This window comes from Virgibacillus sp. W0181 (assembly GCF_051846915.1).
In the GTDB taxonomy this organism is placed as follows: Bacteria; Bacillota; Bacilli; order Bacillales; family Amphibacillaceae; genus JBPYCR01.
Genome location: NZ_JBPYCR010000022.1, coordinates 1 through 20,353 on the forward strand (window position 1 = coordinate 1; position 20,353 = coordinate 20,353).

Genomic DNA, 20,353 nt, shown 5'->3' on the forward strand with positions numbered 1-20,353 from the left:
TTTGTCGCCATGAGTATTGTGGGAATGAAAGGTGCGATTATAACAACTAATATCCATTTTTTTCAAAAAGAGAAGGATGGCTTATTAAGTGCACCCTTCTACATTAAATTTCGTTCCTATACCATTTAAAATGTTATTGATAAATCATAAATAAAATGAAATTCTAAGAAAAACAAAGAAAACAGGCGAACAAGTTAGTATATAGAGGGAGTATAATTTTTGCGCGTAGGTGTCTAGCTCTAGCGCCTACCCCCTCGAGGTCTTAAGCAAGAATTCCCTGTGGCAAAAACCACCACTGTGATTTCTTGCTTAAGCTTGTCGGGGGTGAGCAAGGTGCTTGCGCTTTTCTAAATGATCGTGAAAAATAATGATGCAAATGAGTAAAACGTGATATAGTAGATGATGGTTATACTTGGTCGTTAGGTCATAAAGTATAAATTATTGTTCAAAATAATGAATACAGATTTGGATATAGGGGTTTGCTTATGGAAAATGTATTTAAAAAAATGATTCTAATTACAATTGGTTCTTTTATTTTTGCCATCGGAATTAACTATTTTGCTATTCCGAATGGATTGGCAGAGGGTGGTATGATCGGTATAACGATTATACTTTACTATTTGTTCGGCTGGTCTCCCGGTATCATTAACTTTATATTAAATGCGATACTAGTTGCGATCGGTTTTAAATTGCTTCAGCGATCGGAAATGGTTTATACAATTAGTGTTATTATTTTATCCTCTTTTTTCATATGGCTGACTGAAGGTTGGGGAGCTCCGTTATCAACTGACTCGCTACTTGCACCATTGTATGCCGGGCTTTTAATAGGAATCGGCCTAGGGGTTATATTTCGAACTGGTTCGACGTCGGGTGGTACAACGATCATTGCACTTATTTTAAAGAAAAAATTTGGTTGGAGCATGTCCCAAGGGGTATTGCTCATGGATGTACTCGTTATCGCTGGTGGTTCATTTGTTATCGGACTGGAAAAGACACTGCTCACGCTTATTTCCGTTTATGTCACTTCAAAAGTAATAGATTATTTGGTTGACGGCTTGAACGTCCGAAAGGCGGTTACGATTATTTCGGAAGATGCCGATGAAGTACTGGCAAGTATTAATAAATATTTTAAACGAGGAGTAACTGTCTTTCCTGCAGAAGGTGGGTATACAAAGCTTGATAAAAAAGTATTGTATGCTGTGGTGGATAGACAAGAAATGGTGCGATTGCAACGTCTTGTGGAAAAAGTAGACGAAAATGCTTTTGTTGCCATTCATGATATTAAGAGTGCGTTTGGTGGCGGATTTAGATAATCTTGTAATATTGTATTCGGTGTAGCAAACAAATTAACTGAAAGCTAAAATCTACGCCAAATAAAACTTGCTATGTAAAATCTCATCTTTGACACCTGAAACCGCCATAAATGCTGATTGTACAGTGTTTATGGCGGTTTTTTAAATGGCTAAAACTGCGTACTATTTTCCTTTTTTGGTTTGCTTAAAAATTTTTTTCATATTTTTTTGGGTAACGATCTCAAAATCAGTCCTAAAGCCAAATGCATCATGCAATGCATCCGTGATTTTTGTTCGAGTAAAAGTTGGTATGTATCCTTCTCCATCCAATTCGCGCATGGTCATGTTCCTCAATGTGCTGACTAAATCAGGGCAGGTAAAACGTTCATCCAATTTTTTCTCCAAAATGCGGTACATCAATAAGGATAAAAAGCATGTTAAAAAGTGTGCTTTAATTCTAGTTTCTCTTTGTAAATATACAGGCCGTGCTTGAAATTCACTTTTTAATATCCGGAACGTTTCCTCAATTTCCCATCTTCCTTGGTTAATTTTAATTATTTCTTCAATTGGTGAGTCCAGATTGGTACATACTGCATAAAATCCATCATACATGGATTCTTTATCAATTTGTTCTTGATTCAAAACCGCCTGGGTTTTGTCCGCAATCTCCCCATTTTCCGTCACATGAGTGGATTTAATAAATCTTTTTGGATCATTTTGGTTCGGTTTATTCAGTGAGCTCGGTTGGTCTATTTTTTTAATCGCCCGTTCAATCTGTTTTTCCCGAATGGACGATTGGTACCGCTGGTAACCAGGTGAATAGGTGACAATTAATTTTTGTTCCAAGTCATTTTCCTTTATCCGTCGCTCTTTGTAATACGTCCTTGTATCATTTTCGAGATGGCGAATATCATCCAAATTAACTTTTTGATTACTCCCGGGTAATCGCCAACCTTTGGGATCTAGAGCCCATTCCTTCAGGAATTTTTTTAGCTTTTTGATCGATTGTGTGGTGACAAATGCGCGTTCACCATACGTATTGTATAACCGATTCTTGTTCGAGGAAAGACCGGCGTCCGTGCATACGACAAACTTCGAAAGATTAAAGTCTTTCAAAATGCGTTTCTCCAAGGGTTTTAATGTTGGTTGTTCATTGGAGCTTCCGGGTGTCATGCTGAAAGCTAGTGGAAGACCGGAACCATCCATAAATAACCCCATTTGAACGATTGGATTCGGGCGATTTTCTTTGGAAACGCCATATTCCCTAAAATCATCCTCCTCTTCAACCTCAAAGAAGAAGTTTGTACAGTCATAATAAAGAACTTGTGTGTTTCGCTCCATCACATTCAAGCTATTTTTATAAACTTTCTCCTCAATAAAATCGGATTGTTCGGCGATGACGCTGAGTGCTCGGTATATCTGATGCGACTGAAAATGTGCAGGTTCCAATAAGTCCTTTGCGTGTTCAAATGTCCCTTTTTTAGAAGTGGGATGCAGAATGCGCAAATAGAGAAGACGCGAAAGAATCTCATTTAAATCATAGTTAAATCCATATTTTTTTGAAACTTCCTGACAAATTTTATCCAGTTTTAGTTCGTGATAAATCGATTGTAAAAAAAGATACCCCGTATTGAAGAGCGTTTGTTTATCTAGTCCTATTTGCTTGCTAGGATTGTATTTCGCAATGATTTTGTGGTTATTTTCTTTTTCTTCAAGGGTTAACTTTTTGGCATATTCTTTAGCCCAAGTGTAGGGATCCGTACCGGGATGTCTTTTTAAAATGTCCTCGTGATTTCCCAAGGATTCAACCACTTTGGATGTTCTTTTATTGTCCCGATAAATATCCTTAATCACAAAATAGGATATAGAGTTTTTAGAACGGCTTACTTTAATACGCATCGAATCGCTCCTCGCAACACCTTTAATTACTTATATTATATTATATCATGTTACGAAATATTACGAAAGAATAAAATGGAAAAATTGACAAAAAAATTAAGCCATATCAAGGCTTATGTCCATTTTAAAAGTTTTAAACTGTCAAACTCCCGTGCGTTTGGTGGCGGATTTAGATAATCTTGTAATATTGTATTCGGTGTAGCAAACAAATTAACTGAAAGCTAAAATCTACGCCAAATAAAACTTGCTATGTAAAATAAAACTATGCTAAAGTATAGAATAGAGGATTTGGGTGTTACAGGAGGTGGCGGTTTACATGAGCGGTATAATTAATACGTTATTGATTATTGATGCACTTATTATGATCGTTTTTATATTATTGCAATCAGGTAAAAGTGAAGGATTATCAGGAGCAATTTCCGGCGGTGCAGAGCAACTATTTGGTAAACAAAAAGCGAGAGGACTGGATTTAGTGCTTCATCGAGGCACGGTGGTTACGGCAACCTTGTTTTTTGTATTGGCCTTTACAAGTGCATATATTATATAATTACATGGTCCCTTATCACAAAACGTGGTAAGGGTCTTTTCACATGGTCAAAAATATAAAATTTTATGTATTGCTGTCTAGCTTAAGCGCCCAGCCCCTCGAGGTCTTAAGCAATAACTCTTCGTGGCATAGTCCGCCACTACGATTTCTTGCTTAAGCTATGCCTGAGGCTGACCAGGGCGCTTGCGCTTTTCTTATTAACGTTTAAGAAGGTATGTAATATGGGCAAAGTATACATAGTAGTCGTTAGGAGTGGATCAGCATGAAAATAAAACAACCGGAACCTTTTACGTTTGAGGCAGGCCCTCGAGCTGTTCTGTTACTGCATGGTTTTACCGGACATTCCGCAGATGTGCGAATGCTTGGGAGATTTTTGGAGAGTAACGGTTATACATCACATGCCCCAATTTACCGCGGCCATGGTAAAACACCGGAGCATATTATTGAGGCAACACCAGCTGATTGGTGGGAGGATGTAAGCGAGGCTTATGAACACTTACTGAAATTAGGTTATGAAGAAATTGCCATTGCAGGGTTATCAATGGGGGGAGCACTTGGATTAAAACTCGCGGCTAATAAACAAGTAAAAGCAGTTATTCCAATGTGCACTCCGATGTTTTTTGACAACAAAACGGAATTAACGAAAGCATTTACTGGTTATGCTAAACAGTATAAACAGCTGGAACAAAAGGACGAAAAGACGATTGAACATGAGGTAAATGAGCTTCTTCAAAATTCTACAAATATGTTTTCAGAACTCGGGCAATTTATTAATGATGTAAACAGTCAGGTTGATTTGATTTATACACCAACGATGGTTGTACAGGCGCGTAAAGACCAAATTATTAATCCGGAAAGTGCGGCGTATATTTATGATCACGTTGAAGCCGATCATAAATTGATCAAGTGGTATGAAGAATCCGGGCATGTTATTACACTTGATCAAGAAAAAGAACAACTCCATGAAGATATATTGCAGTTTTTGGAATCACTCGATTGGGTAAAGTAGTATATAGAAAAATGGGGTACTCGGAAAAAGTGTGGAAGAAATATAGTTCTTACATTCCCACTCTTGGAATATACTCGCTTTCAGCGGGCGAGTGGTGAGCCTCCTCGTGCTACGCACTGCGGGGTCTCACCGATCTCATACTTCCCGCTGGAGTCTCGCATATTCCAATCGCTATAATTGTGCATCATTTTTAACTTTTCACGCGATATTCCGAAGTACCGAAAAATGTCTGAAAGAGGTGAATAGGATGAGTGAGCAGATGAAAGAAAATGTAAAACAGTTTTTTAAGGAAAATGGAACACGCCCTTTATCCATTGCAGAATTGGAAGAAGTACTTGAAATTGAATCATCGGTTGATTTTAAAGAGTTAGTAGTATCATTAAATGAACTTGAAGATACGGGTGAGCTTGTTCGTACGCGTAAAAACAGATTTGGACTTCCGGAAAAAATGAATTTAATTCGTGGTAAAATTCAAATGCATAAAAAAGGTTTTGCTTTCTTACTTCCGGATGATGAAGAGCAGTCTGATGTGTATATTAACCCGACGGATTTGAATGGAGCAATGAATAACGATAAAGTGCTTGTTCGACTTGAAAGAAGAGCGGGCAATGATAGTCGTCCAGAGGGGACAGTTATTCGCATATTAGAGCGTGCCGTTCTTCAAGTAGTGGGAACGTTTGAAGATAATCGTTCTTTCGGATTTGTTATTCCAGATGATAAGCGAATTCCAAATGATGTATTTATACCGAAAAATAGTACAGGCGGCGCAATTAGTGGCCATAAAGTAATTGTACATATCACGAAGTATCCGGAAGGCAGAAAAAGTGCAGAAGGTGAAGTTATCCATATCCTTGGTCATAAGAATGACCCCGGAATTGATATTGTATCCATTATTTATAAACACGGCATAAAGCTAGATTTTCCGGAAGAAGTAATGGACCAAGCAGCGAAAGTACCGGAAACTATTAAGGATGAAGAGCTAAAAGGTCGTCGTGATTTGCGCGAGGAAGTTATTGTTACTATTGACGGGGCAGATGCAAAAGACCTTGATGACGCGGTGACTGTAAAACAGCTCGATAACGGCAATTATAAATTAGGTGTTTATATTGCTGATGTGAGCTATTATATGCAAGCAGATTCACCGATGGATAAAGAAGCATTTGAAAGAGGGACAAGTGTTTATTTAGTGGACCGGGTAATCCCAATGATTCCACACCGTCTTTCCAATGGTATATGTTCATTAAATCCGCAAGTCGATCGCTTAACGCTTGGTTGTGAAATGGAAATTAATGCTTCAGGCGAAATTGTTGGTCATTCGATTTTTGAAAGTGTTATACGAACAACAGAAAGAATGACTTACACTGATGTTAATAAAATTTTAGTTGATAAGGATGAACAAACACGGGCTAAATATGAAAACCTTGTACCGATGTTTGAACAGATGGAAGAACTGGCTGCCATTTTACGCAAAAAACGATTTAATCGAGGAGCAATCGATTTTGACTTTAAAGAAGCTCAAGTCATTGCTGGTGAAAACAATAAAGTAGAAGATATTGTTATCCGTGAGCGGTCTGTTGGAGAAAAGCTCATTGAAGAGTTTATGTTGGCTGCAAACGAAACCGTTGCAGAGCACTTTCATTGGATGGATGTTCCATTTATTCACCGAATTCATGAAGAGCCGGACCAGGGCAAACTAGAGCACTTTTTTAACTTCCTCGGTGGGCTTGGTTATCGTATTAAGGGACGTGTCGAAGAAATTCATCCGCTGGAACTTCAAAAGGTATTAGAAAACATGAAGGACAAGCCGGAAGAAATGATTGTTTCAAAGCTTATGCTACGCTCGATGAAGCAAGCGAAATACGATCCGCAAAGTATCGGTCATTTTGGATTGTCGACGGAATTTTATACGCACTTCACATCTCCAATCCGCCGGTATCCGGATTTAATTGTCCATCGATTAATTCGTACGTATTTATTGGAAAATAAAATGGATCATAAAACGATCAGTAAATGGAAAGACAAGCTTCCTGAAATTGCGAGACATACATCGGACAGGGAACGTACGGCTGTTGATGCAGAAAGAGAAGTTGATGATTTGAAAAAGGCAGAGTTCATGCAGGACAAAATCGGGGAAGAATATACCGGTGCGATCAGCTCTGTTACTAATTTCGGGTTGTTCGTTGAATTAGAAAACACAGTGGAAGGCCTTGTCCACGTGAGCTATATGACGGATGATTATTATCATTTCGATGAACGAAGCTACGCAATGATTGGGGAAAGAACCGGTAATGTTTATCGAATTGGGGAAGAGGTTGAAGTAAGAGTAATTAGTGTGAACTTGGATGAACGTGTAGTTGATTTTGAGCTTGTATAATAGATAACAATTTAACATTTTCCGAATTAAAAAGAGAAGGTACTCATCCACCATGTTTTTTCGCAAGTCAAATACATGATGGGGAGAGTCCTTCTCTTGTCAAAAAAACTACTACAGATGTGATTAAGTGTTGCGTTTCCACTGATTATTATACTAAATAAACTCAGATGGATAAGTCCTAATAAGTCAATGGTGCGACGTTCAATTCATTAATGATCAGCTACAATTACTTTCGCATCTTTATTAAAAGGGTTAACAACTACATGGGGTACGTCATCAGGAATAATGAATGCGTCTCCTTCATTCCATTCTGAAATTTCTTCACCCAATTTAATTTTAATAGCTCCTTCAGCTACATAAAAGGCATGTCCATCATAACACGTATGATCTGCTTCATATCCTGTTGGATAGATAACGACGCGTAACCGTTGATTGTCTGTTTCCAACCACCGTGATAGCGCACCAGTGGAATCTTTATCAGGTGTAAATTGTTCATTGCCTTTACTAATATGTACTTTTGATAGATTTTGTGACATATTATATTCACTCCTTATATGATGTTAACGCCTCTTCTTTATTATAGGACACAACACCCCCTTATTGGAAATAATTGAATAAGTCTGAAAAGGGAAATGGACGGAAACCTTTATATGGAGTATGTTATAGAATATATTATCGGAAAATGTCTTAGGAAAAATGGATGGTATAAAATTTGGTTCAGTTATACTAGACACCATAATTGGCATAATTGTTCGTTTTTGATAAGATAAGGTTCACGAAGTAGTAGGAGGAAGTTTACGATGGCAAAAGGATTTGACAAACCACTTGCACAAAACAGAAAAGCATCCCATGATTATTTCATTGAGGACACGTACGAAGCAGGTCTTGTCTTAAAAGGGACTGAAATAAAGTCCATTCGTGCAGGCAGGGTCAACTTAAAAGATTCGCATGTTCGCATTATAAATGGGGAAGCGATGCTTGTTAACATGCACATTTCACCATATGAACAAGGAAATCGGTTTAACCACGATCCAACCCGCTCGAGAAAACTACTGTTACACCGAAAGCAAATTGATAAACTTATTGGCGTAACTCAGCAGCAAGGATACGCGCTTATTCCGTTAAAAATTTATATTAAAAATGGCTTTGCAAAAGTCTTAGTCGGTCTTGGAAAAGGGAAAAAGAAATATGATAAACGGGAAGATTTAAAACAAAAGCAATTGAAGCGTGATATTGACCGGGCAATGAAGGAAGTAAATAGATAGCCTCTACTCAACAGCTGTCGTAGGATTGATTGCACATAGAGCGTTAAGCGATAAGTTTTGTAATTATTTCCAGCGGTTGAATATTTCCTTCAATATGCTATAATAGTATTTGCAGTCAGATGAACGATTCTGCATGATAATACTCAATTTACCGAGCGTTTCTCTATTTAAGGGGACGTTACGGATTCGACAGGGATAGGTTGAGCTTTGATTGCGCGTCGAGGTTACGTCTCGTAAAACGTTAAACGCCTATAATAACTGGCAAAGAAAACAATTACTCTTTAGCTGCTGCATAAGCAGTGCTAAAGGACTCTTCCTGTTATCTCCCGTGTAACAGATAAAGAGTCTCACTGAAGCGGGATAAACGTTCATCCACCGTCTGAGGATAGAGCGTTGAAACCAATCAGACTAGCTGCCTTGTAGCCCGTTGGCAGGCCTAGAGGTTAGCGAAATATAATATGTCAACTACACGCGTAGATATCTAAGTGTCGATATCCTTGGACGTGGGTTCGATTAGTAAATAGTCGCCTTTTGTGGCAACACAAAAGTGAAAATTCGGCTTTATCGGTGAAACCTAAGTTGCTTTTCAGTAAGAAACGACCTGTAAGCAATACGGCAATGCCGAGCGGTATGTGGAGTGATCCAACAGCCGTGTATCGACTTATAGGCTGCCCGTTTGTTGGTAGTACTAGGATACGAAATCCTGCCTGTTATCAGGTAAATATACATTTCGTATAAGACGCCGAAGAACCTAAGTAAGTGGTTCAAGATATAGTCAGTGCCATGACGAAAGCATGGAAGAGCATGTCCCACCGTCTCCATATATGAATTGTATACGATTTTCAAAAGTGTCAAAACCCTTGATATATGAGGGTTTTTTCTTTTTGTAATTTTATTTGTTTACACTAGGTATCAAACAACCATAGTCATTTATTTCAGGAATCACCTTTAGGATTAAGGTAATTTTCAAATTTCAGTACTGCTTCCTCTTTTGCTTGTTCAGTAAGGTGCGTGTAAATGTCCATCGTTGTTTTAATATTTGTGTGGCCTACTCGATCTTGCACTTCTTTTATCGTTGTTAAGCGCATTTCAAATCGTGCCGGAATTAACAAGGCAATTCATCCACACCAATTACGGCATAGTTATGCTACACACATGGTTGATGATGGTGCGCCTTTGGAAGTGATCCAAAGCCTGCTTGGTCATGAAAAGAGTGAAATGACAAGAATTTATGCCCATCTTAGTAGTAAATTAAGGTATGACTTTTATAACAAATATTTTTGATAAGCTACTTAAGTTAAAAATGTATGAGCATTTATGTTACTAAGATAATAATGTATAATAAGGATACAGCATAATGGAGGTGTGACGTATGTCTATTCCTGAAAAAATTATAAAAGAAATTGATATGTTGAGTGAACAAGAAAGACAAAAGGTACTTGATAAAATAAAGGAAAAATATATGACTCCCGATGTAATTTTGTTAGGGGAAAACTACTCCTGGTGGGATAATGAGGAGGATGACATATATAATGAGCAATAACCTGAAGCAGGGCGAGGTTTGGTTGGCAGATGTTAGTTTTAAAGGCGCATCAAATCAAACAACGCCCTGTTATTATTGTTGGAAATGAGTTGGCGGCTAAGTGGTTAAATCACCACAACGTTATCAAACGTAGTCAAAACCGAAGTCAAAATTTATAATGACGGTTGAAACCTCTTTAAAACACTGCTGTAACAGCATTCTCAGAAAAAGAAGTTCAACCCCCGCCATCTCCATCAACTTTAAATGTTGGTGGTTTTTTGTGTTTATAGTTAAACATCAAGAATTTAATTAAAAAAGGGTATTTTTTGTCTTAACATATCGTTACTGTACTTTCCATTTTTAAAAATCTATGCAGCACGTTTTCTTTTTTGTTGCTACTTCCATGGCTTTAGCTCGTTCATAGTTGTCCCATCCATGATAATTAAACGATCGTCATTTGTTTTAATGGCGCTTAACGTTTGAGTCTACCCCTATATGGGAACAGCCATCAGTGAGTAAATAAACGATATTTGTATGGTACAGGAAAACATCTAATGCATATTATAGCTGACTTATTGAAAATTAAGATAAAAAAAATGAAGTAGAAATGGGAAGTTTATACTTCTTGGCTACCCAGTATGAAACCTTGGTAATAGGATAGAAGAGGTGAATTAATTGGATCAACGTAAAAAAATTACAAAACAAGCGGAAGAACTGAAAGATGATTTAGTCAGTTGGAGAAGAAGGTTTCATAAACACCCTGAATTAAGTTTTAAAGAACATAATACTTCTTCGTTTGTAGAAGAGCAATTGAATAACATTGAAGGAATGAAGGTAGAAACTGGAATTGCAGGAGCAACTGGTGTTTTGGGTACACTAACTTCAGGAGAAGGACCGACTATTGCAGTACGGGCTGATATGGATGCATTACCAATCACAGAACAAAGTAAGAAAGATTATTCCTCTCAGAACAGGGGGGTCATCCACGCTTGCGGACATGATGCGCACACTGCTATTTTGTTAGGCGTAGCAAATGTGCTGGGAGAAAAATTTCAGCAAAATGATATAAAAGGAACTGTGAAGCTGCTTTTTCAACCTGCTGAGGAAAACCCTGATAATCAAGGGAATACGGGGTCGAAATATGTGGTAAGTGAAGGAGTGTTAGACGAAGCTGATGCGGCTTTCGCACTTCATATGTGTCCTTGGCTGGAAGCGGGAGAAGCACAAGTAAATGCTGGATACAGTATGGCGAATAACGATATGTTTAAAGGAACTATCACAGGCAGTAGTGGTCATGGAGCTTACCCGCAACAGAGTTGGGATCCGATTTGGATGACCGGACCTGTCATGCAAGCACTTTATGGTATTATCGCAAGACGGGTTTCTCCGCTAAAAGCTGGTGTAGTAACGGTCGGTAAGATTCACAGCGGCTCTTCTACAAACGTCATTCCGGAAAAAGCAGAAATCGAAGGAACGATACGCAGTTACGATCCTCAGATTCAACATTTTTTAACGGATAAAGTGAAACAGGCATTTTCGGTAGCAGATTCTTTAGGCGGGCAATCGAACGTAGAAATAACGCATGACGAGCCTGCTTTACAAAATAATCCTGATGTCATTGATTGGTTAAAACAAACCATTCAAGATATTTATCCGGATTTTTCTATTTATGAAGGGCCGTATGGATTGGGAAGTGAAGATTTTAGTTATGTGACACAGGAAATGCCGGGAGCAATGTTTTTCCTTGGCTGTAAAATAGAAGGGGATAAAGAACGGGACTTGCATACATCAGATTTTGACATTGATGAAGCTTGTCTCCCTTATGGCGTTTCCATTTTAGCTGAAACAGCTTTAAGGTATCTGGACGGCACTTACACTTTAAAAACTAAGAAAAAACAACAAAATAAAACAAAGCAAAAGAAACAGAATTAATAGGCAACAGTTTCTGTAAAAGATTACGAATAGATACAGAAGAGGTGATAAAGGAATGACGATGGAAAAGTTAATTGAAAAGATGTTAATCGGTGGAGAATGGACAAGTAAATCTGAAAAAATTGAAGTATTTAACCCGGAAACAAATCAAGTCATCGGTACAATACCGAATAGTACAGGTGAAGATATGGAAAAAGCCATTCAAAAGGCGAAAGAAGCCAAAGAAAAAAATGGTATGTTGCCTGTTCATCGACGGATAGACATTTTACAAAAAGCGGCTGACTTGGTAAACGATAGAAGTGAATCATTTGCAAACATAATAGCGTTGGAAGGGAGCAAAACAATAACAGAAGCTCGTGCTGAAGTAGGACGTACTGTACGCATTTTACAAATGAGTGCAGAAGAGGCAAGGCGAATCAATGGAGAAACGATTTCTTTTGACCAAGTACCGGGAAGTGAGAATAGAGAAGGGTACTACAAGTATTACCCAGTTGGTATCATTGGTGCTATTACTGCTTTTAACGACCCGCTCAATCTTGTCGCCCATAAAATAGGGCCTGCCTTAGCTGCTAGCAACTATATTATTGTTAAACCGACATCAAAAACCCCGTACAGTGCGCTTCATCTGGCAGAAGTTCTTCTGGAAGCAGGGCTTCCTCCAAGTATGCTATCCGTTGTTACGGGAAGCGGAAACGAGTTAGGTGAGCCTCTCGTTAATTCCCCGGATATAGGAATGATTGTATTTACTGGCGGTCTGGAAACGGGGGAACAAATAGCCGATCAAGGCGGAATTACGAAATTACAAATGGAATTAGGTTCCAATTCCCCTGTTATTGTTGCAAAAGACGCAAAAATAGAAAACGCTGTAGCAAGCAGTGTTGACGGAGCATTTGCCGCTGCCGGACAAAACTGCAATGGGGTTCAACGTATTTATGTTCATGAGGATATTTTTGAAAACTATACCAAAAAATTCGTTGAACAAACGAAAAAATTGAAGATGGGCGAGAAAATGTCTGAAGACACTGATTTAGGTCCACTGATAAGTGAGGATGCGGCGAAACGCATTGAATCATGGGTAGAAGAAGCGAAAGAAGGCGGGGCAGAAATACATTGCGGTGGAGAACGCGATGGCGCATACTACGCCCCGACAGTATTAACGAATGTACCGATAGATTGTAAAATTGTGCACGAAGAGGCATTTGGCCCGGTTGTCTCCTTGTTTCCTGTTGCTAATTTTAAAGAGGCGATTGAAAGAGCTAATGCGGTGAATTACGGTCTTCAGGCCGGAGTGTTTACACAAGATATTGACAAAGCGCACGAAGCCATTGATAAATTAGTCGTCGGCGGAGTAATGATTAACGACAGTAGCGATTATCGTATCGACTCTATGCCTTTTGGTGGTCGTAAAGGTTCCGGTATTGGACGCGAAGGAATTAAGTATGCGGTCGAATCTATGTCCGAGAAAAAAGTGGTTTGTTTTAATCTGGAAAAATAAATGGGTAATGGAGATAACAGTGACGCTCATCTGTTTAGCGGGAAGAAGTTGAATGTTTCTTCAAAGTTTAGCTAAAGGATTGTTCTGTTTTTGACTGTTATAAAGCGGAATATTCCTAAGAACCTGACGACGAATCAGAGATGACCTATTGATGTGGTCTTTTAAACTTAAAACACATCATTTAAGTATGATTTAACGGAGGTATTAAAATACTATGGCACTTAATAACAACAATTCTAACCAAGATATGGACATTATTAAAAAGCATGAATCACAAGTACGAAGTTACAGCCGTAACTTTCCTGCAGTCTTACAGAAATCTAAAGGCTATAAAATATGGGATAAAGAAGGCAATGAGTATATTGATTTCTTTGCTGGTGCTGGTGTTTTAAATTATGGACATAATAATGACAAAATAAAGCAAGCTTTACTTGATTACTTTGAAAACGATTATATCGTGCATAGTTTAGATATGTTTACGGAACTCCGAGCGAATTTTTTACAAAAATTTAATGAAACGATACTAGCTCCTAGAGGCTTAGATTATAAAGCAATGTTTGCAGGGCCTACAGGAACAGACGCAGTGGAAGGTGCTTTAAAGCTTGCCCGTAAAGTAACTGGACGGACAACCATTATGAACTTCACTAATGGATTTCACGGTGTTACCTTAGGATCGCTCGCAGCAACAGGAAACATCGGAAAGCGACAAGGTGCTGGAGTTCCTCTTTCAAACACCGTTTCTATGCCTTATGACGGATACTTGCCTACGCAAAAATCTTTAGATTTGGTTGAACGCTATATCAAAGATGGTGGAACTGGTGTTGAACGTCCTGCTGCGATGATTTTTGAAACGGTTCAAGGTGAAGGTGGAATTCATGCAGCAAGTATGGAGTGGATTAAAGGAATCGCACATATTGCGAAAAAATATGATATTCTGTTAATTGTCGATGATATCCAAGCAGGGAATGGACGTACCGGGACATTTTTCAGTTTCGAACCGGCAGGGATATATCCGGATATCGTAACCGTCTCTAAATCAATTGGTGGTTATGGTATGCCACTGTCTTTCACGCTTTTCAAAGAAGAATTGGACATTTGGGAACCGGGTGAACACAACGGTACTTCCGTGGATTTAATCCTGCGTTCATTGCAGCGACAGAAGCTTTATCCTATTGGGAGAATGACGATTTAGCCAATCATGTGAAAGAAAACGCTAGATTGCTTTCTAATTTCACGAAAAAAGTAGAAAAAGAGTATCCTAAATTACAAGCAGAAGCTCGTGGACGTGGTATGTTCCAAGGAGTCGCCTGTGGTTTAGACGGTGCGGCTACCGAAATTATTAAAGAATGCTTCAACCGTGGTCTTGTGATGGAAACATCAGGACCGAATGATGAAGTATTTAAATTTCTGGCCCCGTTGATAATTGATCAAGAAGGATTAGAAAAAGGTTTTGCAATCATTGAAGAAAGCATTCAAACTGTTTTAGCAAACTATTAAAATGGTTGAAGCAAAGAGAAATGAGGAAATACCCTTCCTCTCTTCATTTCTCTGAAGCTTTTGTTGTGACATTTGAAATTATTTATTAGCGATACGGATAGCGGTTCAACTCCTATTTTCTTCATCAACTTTAAATGTTGGTGCTTTTTTATATTCAAAACAAAATCTTGTTAAAACTACAATATCGTCCGCATTTCCAGTTATTATGCTAGTTCTTCTATTAACTATTTTTGCATCCGCAATAGCATTATTGCCATCCTCATCAATAACTCCTTCTATACAAAGCCGGATCACACTAGTTCATTACATTTAAGGCAATTGTTCTTGTAATATAGTAATTTCTCTATTTTTTAAAAAATAGTCCACAAAACATTTAATTGTGATAACGTATAGAAGTAGATGAATTAAGTAAATAGCTAAATAACTACAGATGAAACCTTTTACAAATTGTTCTATGAAGGTTAAAGCAAATTCCTATACACTTGAAATTTCTTTTTTTACCGAAATAATAGATATTAATGGATATATTTATATTAAAGGAGTATTTACATATTATATGAAACTATCATTAAGGCATTTAATATTATTTGTCGCATTACTTGCCGTTTTAATAACTCTATTCAGCAGCATTTCTTCGGGATATCGGGTTAATCAGGAAGCGCTTGTTGAATCGACACTTGAAACGAATCAGGCATATTCGGAAAAATTAGCCGATACAACGGAAATGTTCTTAAGCCAAACAATGAATTCATTGGAGAGAAGTGCGGATAGTATTTTAACACAATGGGGTCGTGAAGACAGAAAAACTAAATTTTTGCAAGAAGCAGAGCGGGTAAAGGTAATTAATGAATTTAATTCCGTTGTAATAGCAGATAAGGATGGAATAATTTTAGCAACTTCCCCACAAGCATTAAATCTCAAGGGGGAAAAATTAACTTCACCAGGTGGAAAAGAAGCACTACAGGAAAGGGTGCCCCTCATTTCAAAACCTTATACTTCCCTAACAGACCGATTAATTATTTTTATATCTCATCCAATTATTGATTCGGCAGGTAATTATCTTGGGCTCGTCGGCGGAACTATTTATTTAGAGGAGAAAAACAAATTAAACGACTTGCTTGGTCAACATTTTTACCAAGACGGGTCTTACGTTTATGTAGTGGATAATGACGCGAGAATTATATATCATCAAGACCGAGAGAGAATTAATGATATAGTCCCAAATAACCCAGCTGTTCAAGAAGTGTTACAAGAGAAAAATGGGGCTGCACAAATTGTAAATTCAAAAGATGTAAATATGCTAGCTGGTTATGCCCATGTGCCGATAGCAAACTGGGGGATTGTTTCTCAACGTTCCACTGAAAGTGCTCTCGCTTCGTCTGATGAAATGCTGAAAGAGATGATTGTAAAGGCATTACCTTATTTAATACTTTCCATATTAATTATATTGCTATTATCCAGTTTTATTGCATCCCCACTTCAGAAATTGGCCAACTATGCAGAGGCAAGTACAAACAATCACCTGAATGAAGAAGATGAAATTACGAAAGTGTCAGCATGGTATTATGAGGCAATTGAATTGAAGACAGCTTTAGTAAATAGCGTTCATTTTTTCAAGGATAAGGTTAATCATTTCATGTATCAATCCGCCACTGACCCGCTTACTAACTTAGCGAACCGGCGAACGATGGATAATTATTTAGAAACGTGGACAGAAAATGATATGGACTATTCGCTTATTTTACTCGATATTGATCACTTTAAACGGGTGAATGATACATATGGACATTCGGTTGGGGATGATGTCTTAAAATACTTAGCGAAAGAAATGAAAAAGGCTGTACGTAAAGAGGATATTTGCTGTCGCTATGGAGGGGAAGAGTTTGTTATTTTACTCCCTGAAACGGAGATAAGTGACGCATGGTATATTGCTGAAAAGCTACGTATAAAACTAGAGGCAATAAATAGTCCGAGTGGAAAACCAATCACAATTTCAGCTGGTATAGCGAATAACCCGGTTCATGCACAGACAACTGATGAGATCATTCAATTCGCCGATGAAGCGTTATATAAAGCAAAGCAAACTGGTAGAAATAAAAGTGTAGTATATCACGAGAAAACAGGAGCCGTTCTATAAAATAAGTAGTTCAGTTTAGTGGTACAAAATATCAAATTGTACACCGAATTGAACTGCTTTTTCCATCTTAATTCACAGTATAATTGAACATAAAATTACATATTAATTTACACACGAACTCACACATTAAAATGTAGATGGATATTCCCATTATTTTTAAGTTTAAATCGGATAATTAAAAACATAATGTTACACTGTATTTATAGTGTTAAAAAGGATATTCAACAATCGGGCCATTTTGTTTAAGACAAACAGGAAAAACGATAGATAAAAGAGGGGGGGTATAATATTTGAAGAAACATCTAAGGAATAACATTGTTTTACTAATTGTGCTAATCCTATCTGCAATTTTATTTATCTTACTTGATGATAAATTTACTGTACATAACCGAGGTATAAATAGTATCTTTTTCATTATTGCAACCTTTATTGTAACGATGACGATATATATACTCTTAAAGACCATTATTCAAAAACACCCTAGATTTTTGGAAGAAGGTATTTGGAAAAACCCCTTGAACACGCTATTTATAGGGACTTTTTCTTTGTTCGTTTTCGTGTTAATTTTTGTTTTGGCATCAAATAACTTAGAACCAACTCCGATTATGAATAAGATAATGACATTTATTATGGCTTACCCTGTTTCCTTCGTATTAGTTTTGATGGTAGACGCATTTTATAAACGTATATTTAATGTGGATAGGGAAAAAAGGTTATTTATTAGTGCTATGTCCATCGTGTTAGGACTGGCTGTGATGATTTTGATTGGGCTATTAGGTACAAGGTAAAATTCCACAAAAGGGCGCGATAAACTAATAACTTTGAGCGTCAATCGAGCCAGATGGAGGAGAAATTTATAAAGAAAAATGAAGGTGGGATGACATATAATGGGTGCTGGTTGGCTTAACCTCGGCAGTTTGATGCTTGGTTTAATAGCTTGGATAATACCTTTTATTAATCTTGCGGTAGGTAAAAAACAGATGAATATAAAATGGATTGCTCTTACCATTATCAGTTTTAGCGTTTGCGCTATCGCAATATGTTTTCAAATTTTTTACAACCTTTACTTGGTAAAAGTTGAAGACTTTGCTGCTCTGGCAGATACAATGCGCGGTGTAGCTGTTGCTTCAACGGTACTTGTCATAGTTACCATTTTGTTAAATGCACTTACGTTGCGTTTATATCGCGAAAGAAGCGCATTATAAAGCAATCGGAGCGCAATTCTCGAACAAGGATATGTGCCCTGTATTGCAGAATTGCATCATTTAACGTAGTAAATGAGGTGTCTATGTAGTGATTTTGATAATACCCTTGCTTACAGTATTATTTATGATTTTGCTATTTTGTTTTTTATTATACTTAATGTATGACATTATACGGAAACCAAAAAAACCTTATTCGTGGGTTCTATTGACTTCAATTCTTGCCATATTTACTTTTATGATATGGGTATCTCTTGAATACTACAATATCGTTTAGCTTCTTAAATTGATTTGGTTAATGGTGTTATTCAAGAAAGGGAGCGCGATTATTTAATAAGAAATTATAGTTTAGGGCTTGGGTATTCTCAAGCTCTTTTTCTTTTGTGCACGTTTAATTATTACTAATTGTTCATTAAATTTCATTGAAATTGCATCTTATATTGTCAATTAGATTACACATAATTAAAAACCTTAATTACAGTCATTCAATATTTTTTGAACACTTGTGTAACTGCTAAACTAAAATGGACAGTTTTTGCTGGATAGAATTGAACACTTTCTAGCCCAAAATACTCCCAATTTCAGTTAAACTTAGTATAAAAATAACTGAACTTATGGGGGAACGAGAAGGTGTTTAAATTAGAATTGATCGTGCAAGTGCATCAACTAAAAAGGCAAGGGTTCAAGGTTGCGGCTATTGCTAGAAAGTGCAACTTATCGAGGACAACTGTTTATGATTATTTAGAAAAAGATTTTGAAGAAGCTTGTAGGTGGGTGGAAGTTTTGAGAAAAAGAAAGAGAAAACTAGATCCTTATCAGGATTATATTCTGGGATGGTTAAAAGAGCACCCGGATTTATCGGCTTCACAAATTTCAGATTGGTTAGAAGAACGTTGTTCTTTTACGGATGTTGGTGGTAGTACTGTCCGCAACTATGTTAGAGAATTACGTGAAAAATATCATATACCCAAAACACTTACTTTCCGGAGTTATGAGGCATTGGAGGAATTACCCAAAGGTGAACAAATGCAGGTTGATTTTGGTGAAATGAAAGCTCTAACGTTTGAAGGAAAGTGGCAGAAGCTGTATGCCATTGCCTTTGTGCTTTCCCACTCTCGTTATAAATATTCCGAGTGGCAAGACCGCCCTTTTACGACGCGTGATGTTTTGCGTAGTCATGAAAATGCATTCGAGTATTATGGGGGGAGGACAGAAGAAATTGTATATGACCAGGATAAGTTAATGACAGTAAGTGAAAATGGGGGCGATATTATATATACAGAAGAGTTTCAGGCTTATAAACGACAGAGAGGATTTTCCGTTTATTTATGCAGGGCAGCAGATCCAGAATCTAAAGGGAAAGTTGAAAATGTGGTGAAGTTCATTAAACAAAATTTCGCTAAAAATCGCGTGTTTCATCAAATAGAAACCTGGAATGAACAATGTTTGGCATGGCTCGAAAGAAAAGGAAATTTTCAAGTGCACAATACAATAAAAAAGAGACCCGTCGAAGTGTTTGCCCTAGAAAAGCCACACTTGCGAAAAGTCTCTTACCTACTCTCTTTCGAGAGTAACCATGGATTAAGTATAACAAGAACTGTGCATAAGGACAATATTATTAAATATCAATCGAACCGTTATTCCGTTCCACTTGGAACGTATAAACCGCATGGTGATAATACTGTCTATATTAGAATTGCAGATGAAGAGCTTGTTATCGAAAAGACACCGGGGGGTGCACCGATAGCTGCTCATGCCCTTTCCAAAGGAAAGGGCCAATTAATCAAGAATACCAATCATTCCAGAGACAGGTCAAAAGGAATTAAAGCCTATATGAATACTGTAAAATCTTCTTTTGAAGATCAGCACAAGATCCAATTATTTCTAGAGGAAGTTTATAATCGGTATCCCAGGTATATACGGGACCAACTACAAATCGTACAACGAGCAGTAAAAGATTTTAGCCCATTTATTCAACCAGCTTTGGATATTTGTATTGAACAAACCTTATGGAGTGCCAATGATTTTCATGATGTCGTAAAACATCTTTCAAGAATGAAAGAACATGAAGATAAAGCTTTACTAGCCGATATTCCAACTACAGATACGTCCCTCGTCTTCCAAGAAAAAGCATCATTAAGGGAACTGGATAGCTACCTTGAAATTTTAGGAGGGGTATAAG

Annotated in this window: 16 protein-coding genes, 1 other RNA gene and 1 pseudogene; 15 read left to right on the top strand and 3 right to left on the bottom strand. The window is 37.5% G+C overall.

Annotated features, from left to right (window positions below):
- Positions 1-485 precede the first annotated feature (485 nt).
- Positions 486-1,313 carry a YitT family protein gene (locus ACLIBG_RS10445; RefSeq protein ID WP_439312706.1) on the top strand — a complete coding sequence of 276 codons (828 nt, stop codon included), beginning with the start codon at positions 486-488 and terminating at the stop codon, positions 1,311-1,313.
- Between the two features lie 162 nt (positions 1,314-1,475).
- On the opposite strand, the gene ACLIBG_RS10450 is transcribed toward ACLIBG_RS10445, so the two are convergent.
- A complete protein-coding gene (locus tag ACLIBG_RS10450) occupies positions 1,476-3,191 on the bottom strand; it encodes an IS1634 family transposase (protein ID WP_439312707.1) in 1,716 nt (571 codons plus the stop codon).
- 316 nt (positions 3,192-3,507) lie between these two features.
- Here ACLIBG_RS10450 and secG point away from each other — a divergent pair, with 316 nt between their 5' ends.
- From secG to rnr, 3 genes are all read left to right on the top strand, one after another.
- A complete protein-coding gene (gene secG / locus ACLIBG_RS10455) occupies positions 3,508-3,738 on the top strand; it encodes a preprotein translocase subunit SecG (protein ID WP_439312708.1) in 231 nt (76 codons plus the stop codon).
- A 262-nt stretch (positions 3,739-4,000) separates the two neighbouring features.
- Positions 4,001-4,747, top strand: a complete 747-nt coding sequence (locus ACLIBG_RS10460) for an alpha/beta hydrolase (RefSeq protein WP_439312709.1) — start codon at positions 4,001-4,003, stop codon at positions 4,745-4,747.
- 247 nt (positions 4,748-4,994) lie between these two features.
- Positions 4,995-7,121, top strand: coding sequence for a ribonuclease R (rnr, locus tag ACLIBG_RS10465; RefSeq protein ID WP_439312710.1), 2,127 nt, complete (start codon positions 4,995-4,997; stop codon positions 7,119-7,121).
- 209 nt (positions 7,122-7,330) lie between these two features.
- On the opposite strand, the gene ACLIBG_RS10470 is transcribed toward rnr, so the two are convergent.
- Positions 7,331-7,657 carry a cupin domain-containing protein gene (locus tag ACLIBG_RS10470; RefSeq protein WP_439312711.1) on the bottom strand — a complete coding sequence of 109 codons (327 nt, stop codon included), beginning with the start codon at positions 7,655-7,657 and terminating at the stop codon, positions 7,331-7,333.
- 264 nt (positions 7,658-7,921) lie between these two features.
- Here ACLIBG_RS10470 and smpB point away from each other — a divergent pair, with 264 nt between their 5' ends.
- Positions 7,922-8,386 carry an SsrA-binding protein SmpB gene (smpB, locus tag ACLIBG_RS10475; RefSeq protein WP_439312712.1) on the top strand — a complete coding sequence of 155 codons (465 nt, stop codon included), beginning with the start codon at positions 7,922-7,924 and terminating at the stop codon, positions 8,384-8,386.
- Positions 8,387-8,565: 179 nt separating this feature from the next.
- Positions 8,566-8,902, top strand: a transfer-messenger RNA (tmRNA) gene (gene ssrA, locus ACLIBG_RS10480).
- A gap of 419 nt (positions 8,903-9,321) precedes the next feature.
- Here the strand turns inward: ssrA and ACLIBG_RS10485 are convergent.
- The gene (locus ACLIBG_RS10485) at positions 9,322-9,498 is read right to left on the bottom strand and encodes a hypothetical protein (protein ID WP_439312745.1); all 177 of its coding nucleotides are present in this window, start codon (positions 9,496-9,498) and stop codon (positions 9,322-9,324) included.
- On the opposite strand from ACLIBG_RS10485, the gene ACLIBG_RS10490 reads away from it, so the two are divergent.
- The 9 genes and pseudogenes from ACLIBG_RS10490 to istA all read left to right on the top strand — a co-directional run bounded on the left by ACLIBG_RS10490 (position 9,428) and on the right by istA (position 20,352).
- On the top strand, positions 9,428-9,670 hold the full coding sequence (locus ACLIBG_RS10490; RefSeq protein ID WP_439312743.1) for a tyrosine-type recombinase/integrase: 243 nt from the start codon (positions 9,428-9,430) through the stop codon (positions 9,668-9,670). The genes ACLIBG_RS10485 and ACLIBG_RS10490 overlap by 71 nt on opposite strands.
- 88 nt (positions 9,671-9,758) lie before the next feature.
- Positions 9,759-9,929: a hypothetical protein gene (locus ACLIBG_RS10495; RefSeq protein ID WP_186278675.1), complete on the top strand. Its 171-nt coding sequence runs from the start codon at positions 9,759-9,761 to the stop codon at positions 9,927-9,929.
- Between the two features lie 654 nt (positions 9,930-10,583).
- Entirely contained in the window at positions 10,584-11,840 is a 1,257-nt protein-coding gene (locus ACLIBG_RS10500) for a M20 metallopeptidase family protein (protein WP_439312713.1), read from the top strand.
- Positions 11,841-11,895: 55 nt separating this feature from the next.
- Complete coding sequence (locus ACLIBG_RS10505) at positions 11,896-13,335, top strand: aldehyde dehydrogenase family protein (protein WP_439312714.1); 1,440 nt, start codon at positions 11,896-11,898, stop codon at positions 13,333-13,335.
- A 214-nt stretch (positions 13,336-13,549) separates the two neighbouring features.
- A pseudogene (ectB, locus tag ACLIBG_RS10510) lies at positions 13,550-14,832 on the top strand (diaminobutyrate--2-oxoglutarate transaminase).
- 556 nt (positions 14,833-15,388) lie between these two features.
- Entirely contained in the window at positions 15,389-16,969 is a 1,581-nt protein-coding gene (locus ACLIBG_RS10515) for a sensor domain-containing diguanylate cyclase (RefSeq protein WP_439312715.1), read from the top strand.
- 290 nt (positions 16,970-17,259) lie between these two features.
- A complete protein-coding gene (locus tag ACLIBG_RS10520; protein ID WP_439312716.1) occupies positions 17,260-17,757 on the top strand; it encodes a hypothetical protein in 498 nt (165 codons plus the stop codon).
- 99 nt (positions 17,758-17,856) lie between these two features.
- The gene (locus tag ACLIBG_RS10525) at positions 17,857-18,174 is read left to right on the top strand and encodes a hypothetical protein (protein ID WP_439312717.1); all 318 of its coding nucleotides are present in this window, start codon (positions 17,857-17,859) and stop codon (positions 18,172-18,174) included.
- Between the two features lie 627 nt (positions 18,175-18,801).
- Positions 18,802-20,352, top strand: a complete 1,551-nt coding sequence (gene istA / locus ACLIBG_RS10530; protein WP_439312718.1) for an IS21 family transposase — start codon at positions 18,802-18,804, stop codon at positions 20,350-20,352.
- The last annotated feature ends 1 nt before the right edge of the window (position 20,353 follow it).

What these genes read in the sequence shown, in the direction of transcription:
- ACLIBG_RS10470 (WP_439312711.1), bottom strand. Translation starts at nt 7,657, where the DNA reads ATGTCACAAAATCTATCAAAAGTACATATTAGTAAAGGCAATGAACAA.
- ACLIBG_RS10505 (WP_439312714.1), top strand. Translation starts at nt 11,896, where the DNA reads ATGACGATGGAAAAGTTAATTGAAAAGATGTTAATCGGTGGAGAATGG.
- ACLIBG_RS10450 (WP_439312707.1), bottom strand. Translation starts at nt 3,191, where the DNA reads ATGCGTATTAAAGTAAGCCGTTCTAAAAACTCTATATCCTATTTTGTG.
- secG (WP_439312708.1), top strand. Translation starts at nt 3,508, where the DNA reads ATGAGCGGTATAATTAATACGTTATTGATTATTGATGCACTTATTATG.
- rnr (WP_439312710.1), top strand. Translation starts at nt 4,995, where the DNA reads ATGAGTGAGCAGATGAAAGAAAATGTAAAACAGTTTTTTAAGGAAAAT.
- ACLIBG_RS10445 (WP_439312706.1), top strand. Translation starts at nt 486, where the DNA reads ATGGAAAATGTATTTAAAAAAATGATTCTAATTACAATTGGTTCTTTT.
- smpB (WP_439312712.1), top strand. Translation starts at nt 7,922, where the DNA reads ATGGCAAAAGGATTTGACAAACCACTTGCACAAAACAGAAAAGCATCC.
- ACLIBG_RS10460 (WP_439312709.1), top strand. Translation starts at nt 4,001, where the DNA reads ATGAAAATAAAACAACCGGAACCTTTTACGTTTGAGGCAGGCCCTCGA.
- ACLIBG_RS10515 (WP_439312715.1), top strand. Translation starts at nt 15,389, where the DNA reads ATGAAACTATCATTAAGGCATTTAATATTATTTGTCGCATTACTTGCC.
- ACLIBG_RS10495 (WP_186278675.1), top strand. Translation starts at nt 9,759, where the DNA reads ATGTCTATTCCTGAAAAAATTATAAAAGAAATTGATATGTTGAGTGAA.
- ACLIBG_RS10525 (WP_439312717.1), top strand. Translation starts at nt 17,857, where the DNA reads ATGGGTGCTGGTTGGCTTAACCTCGGCAGTTTGATGCTTGGTTTAATA.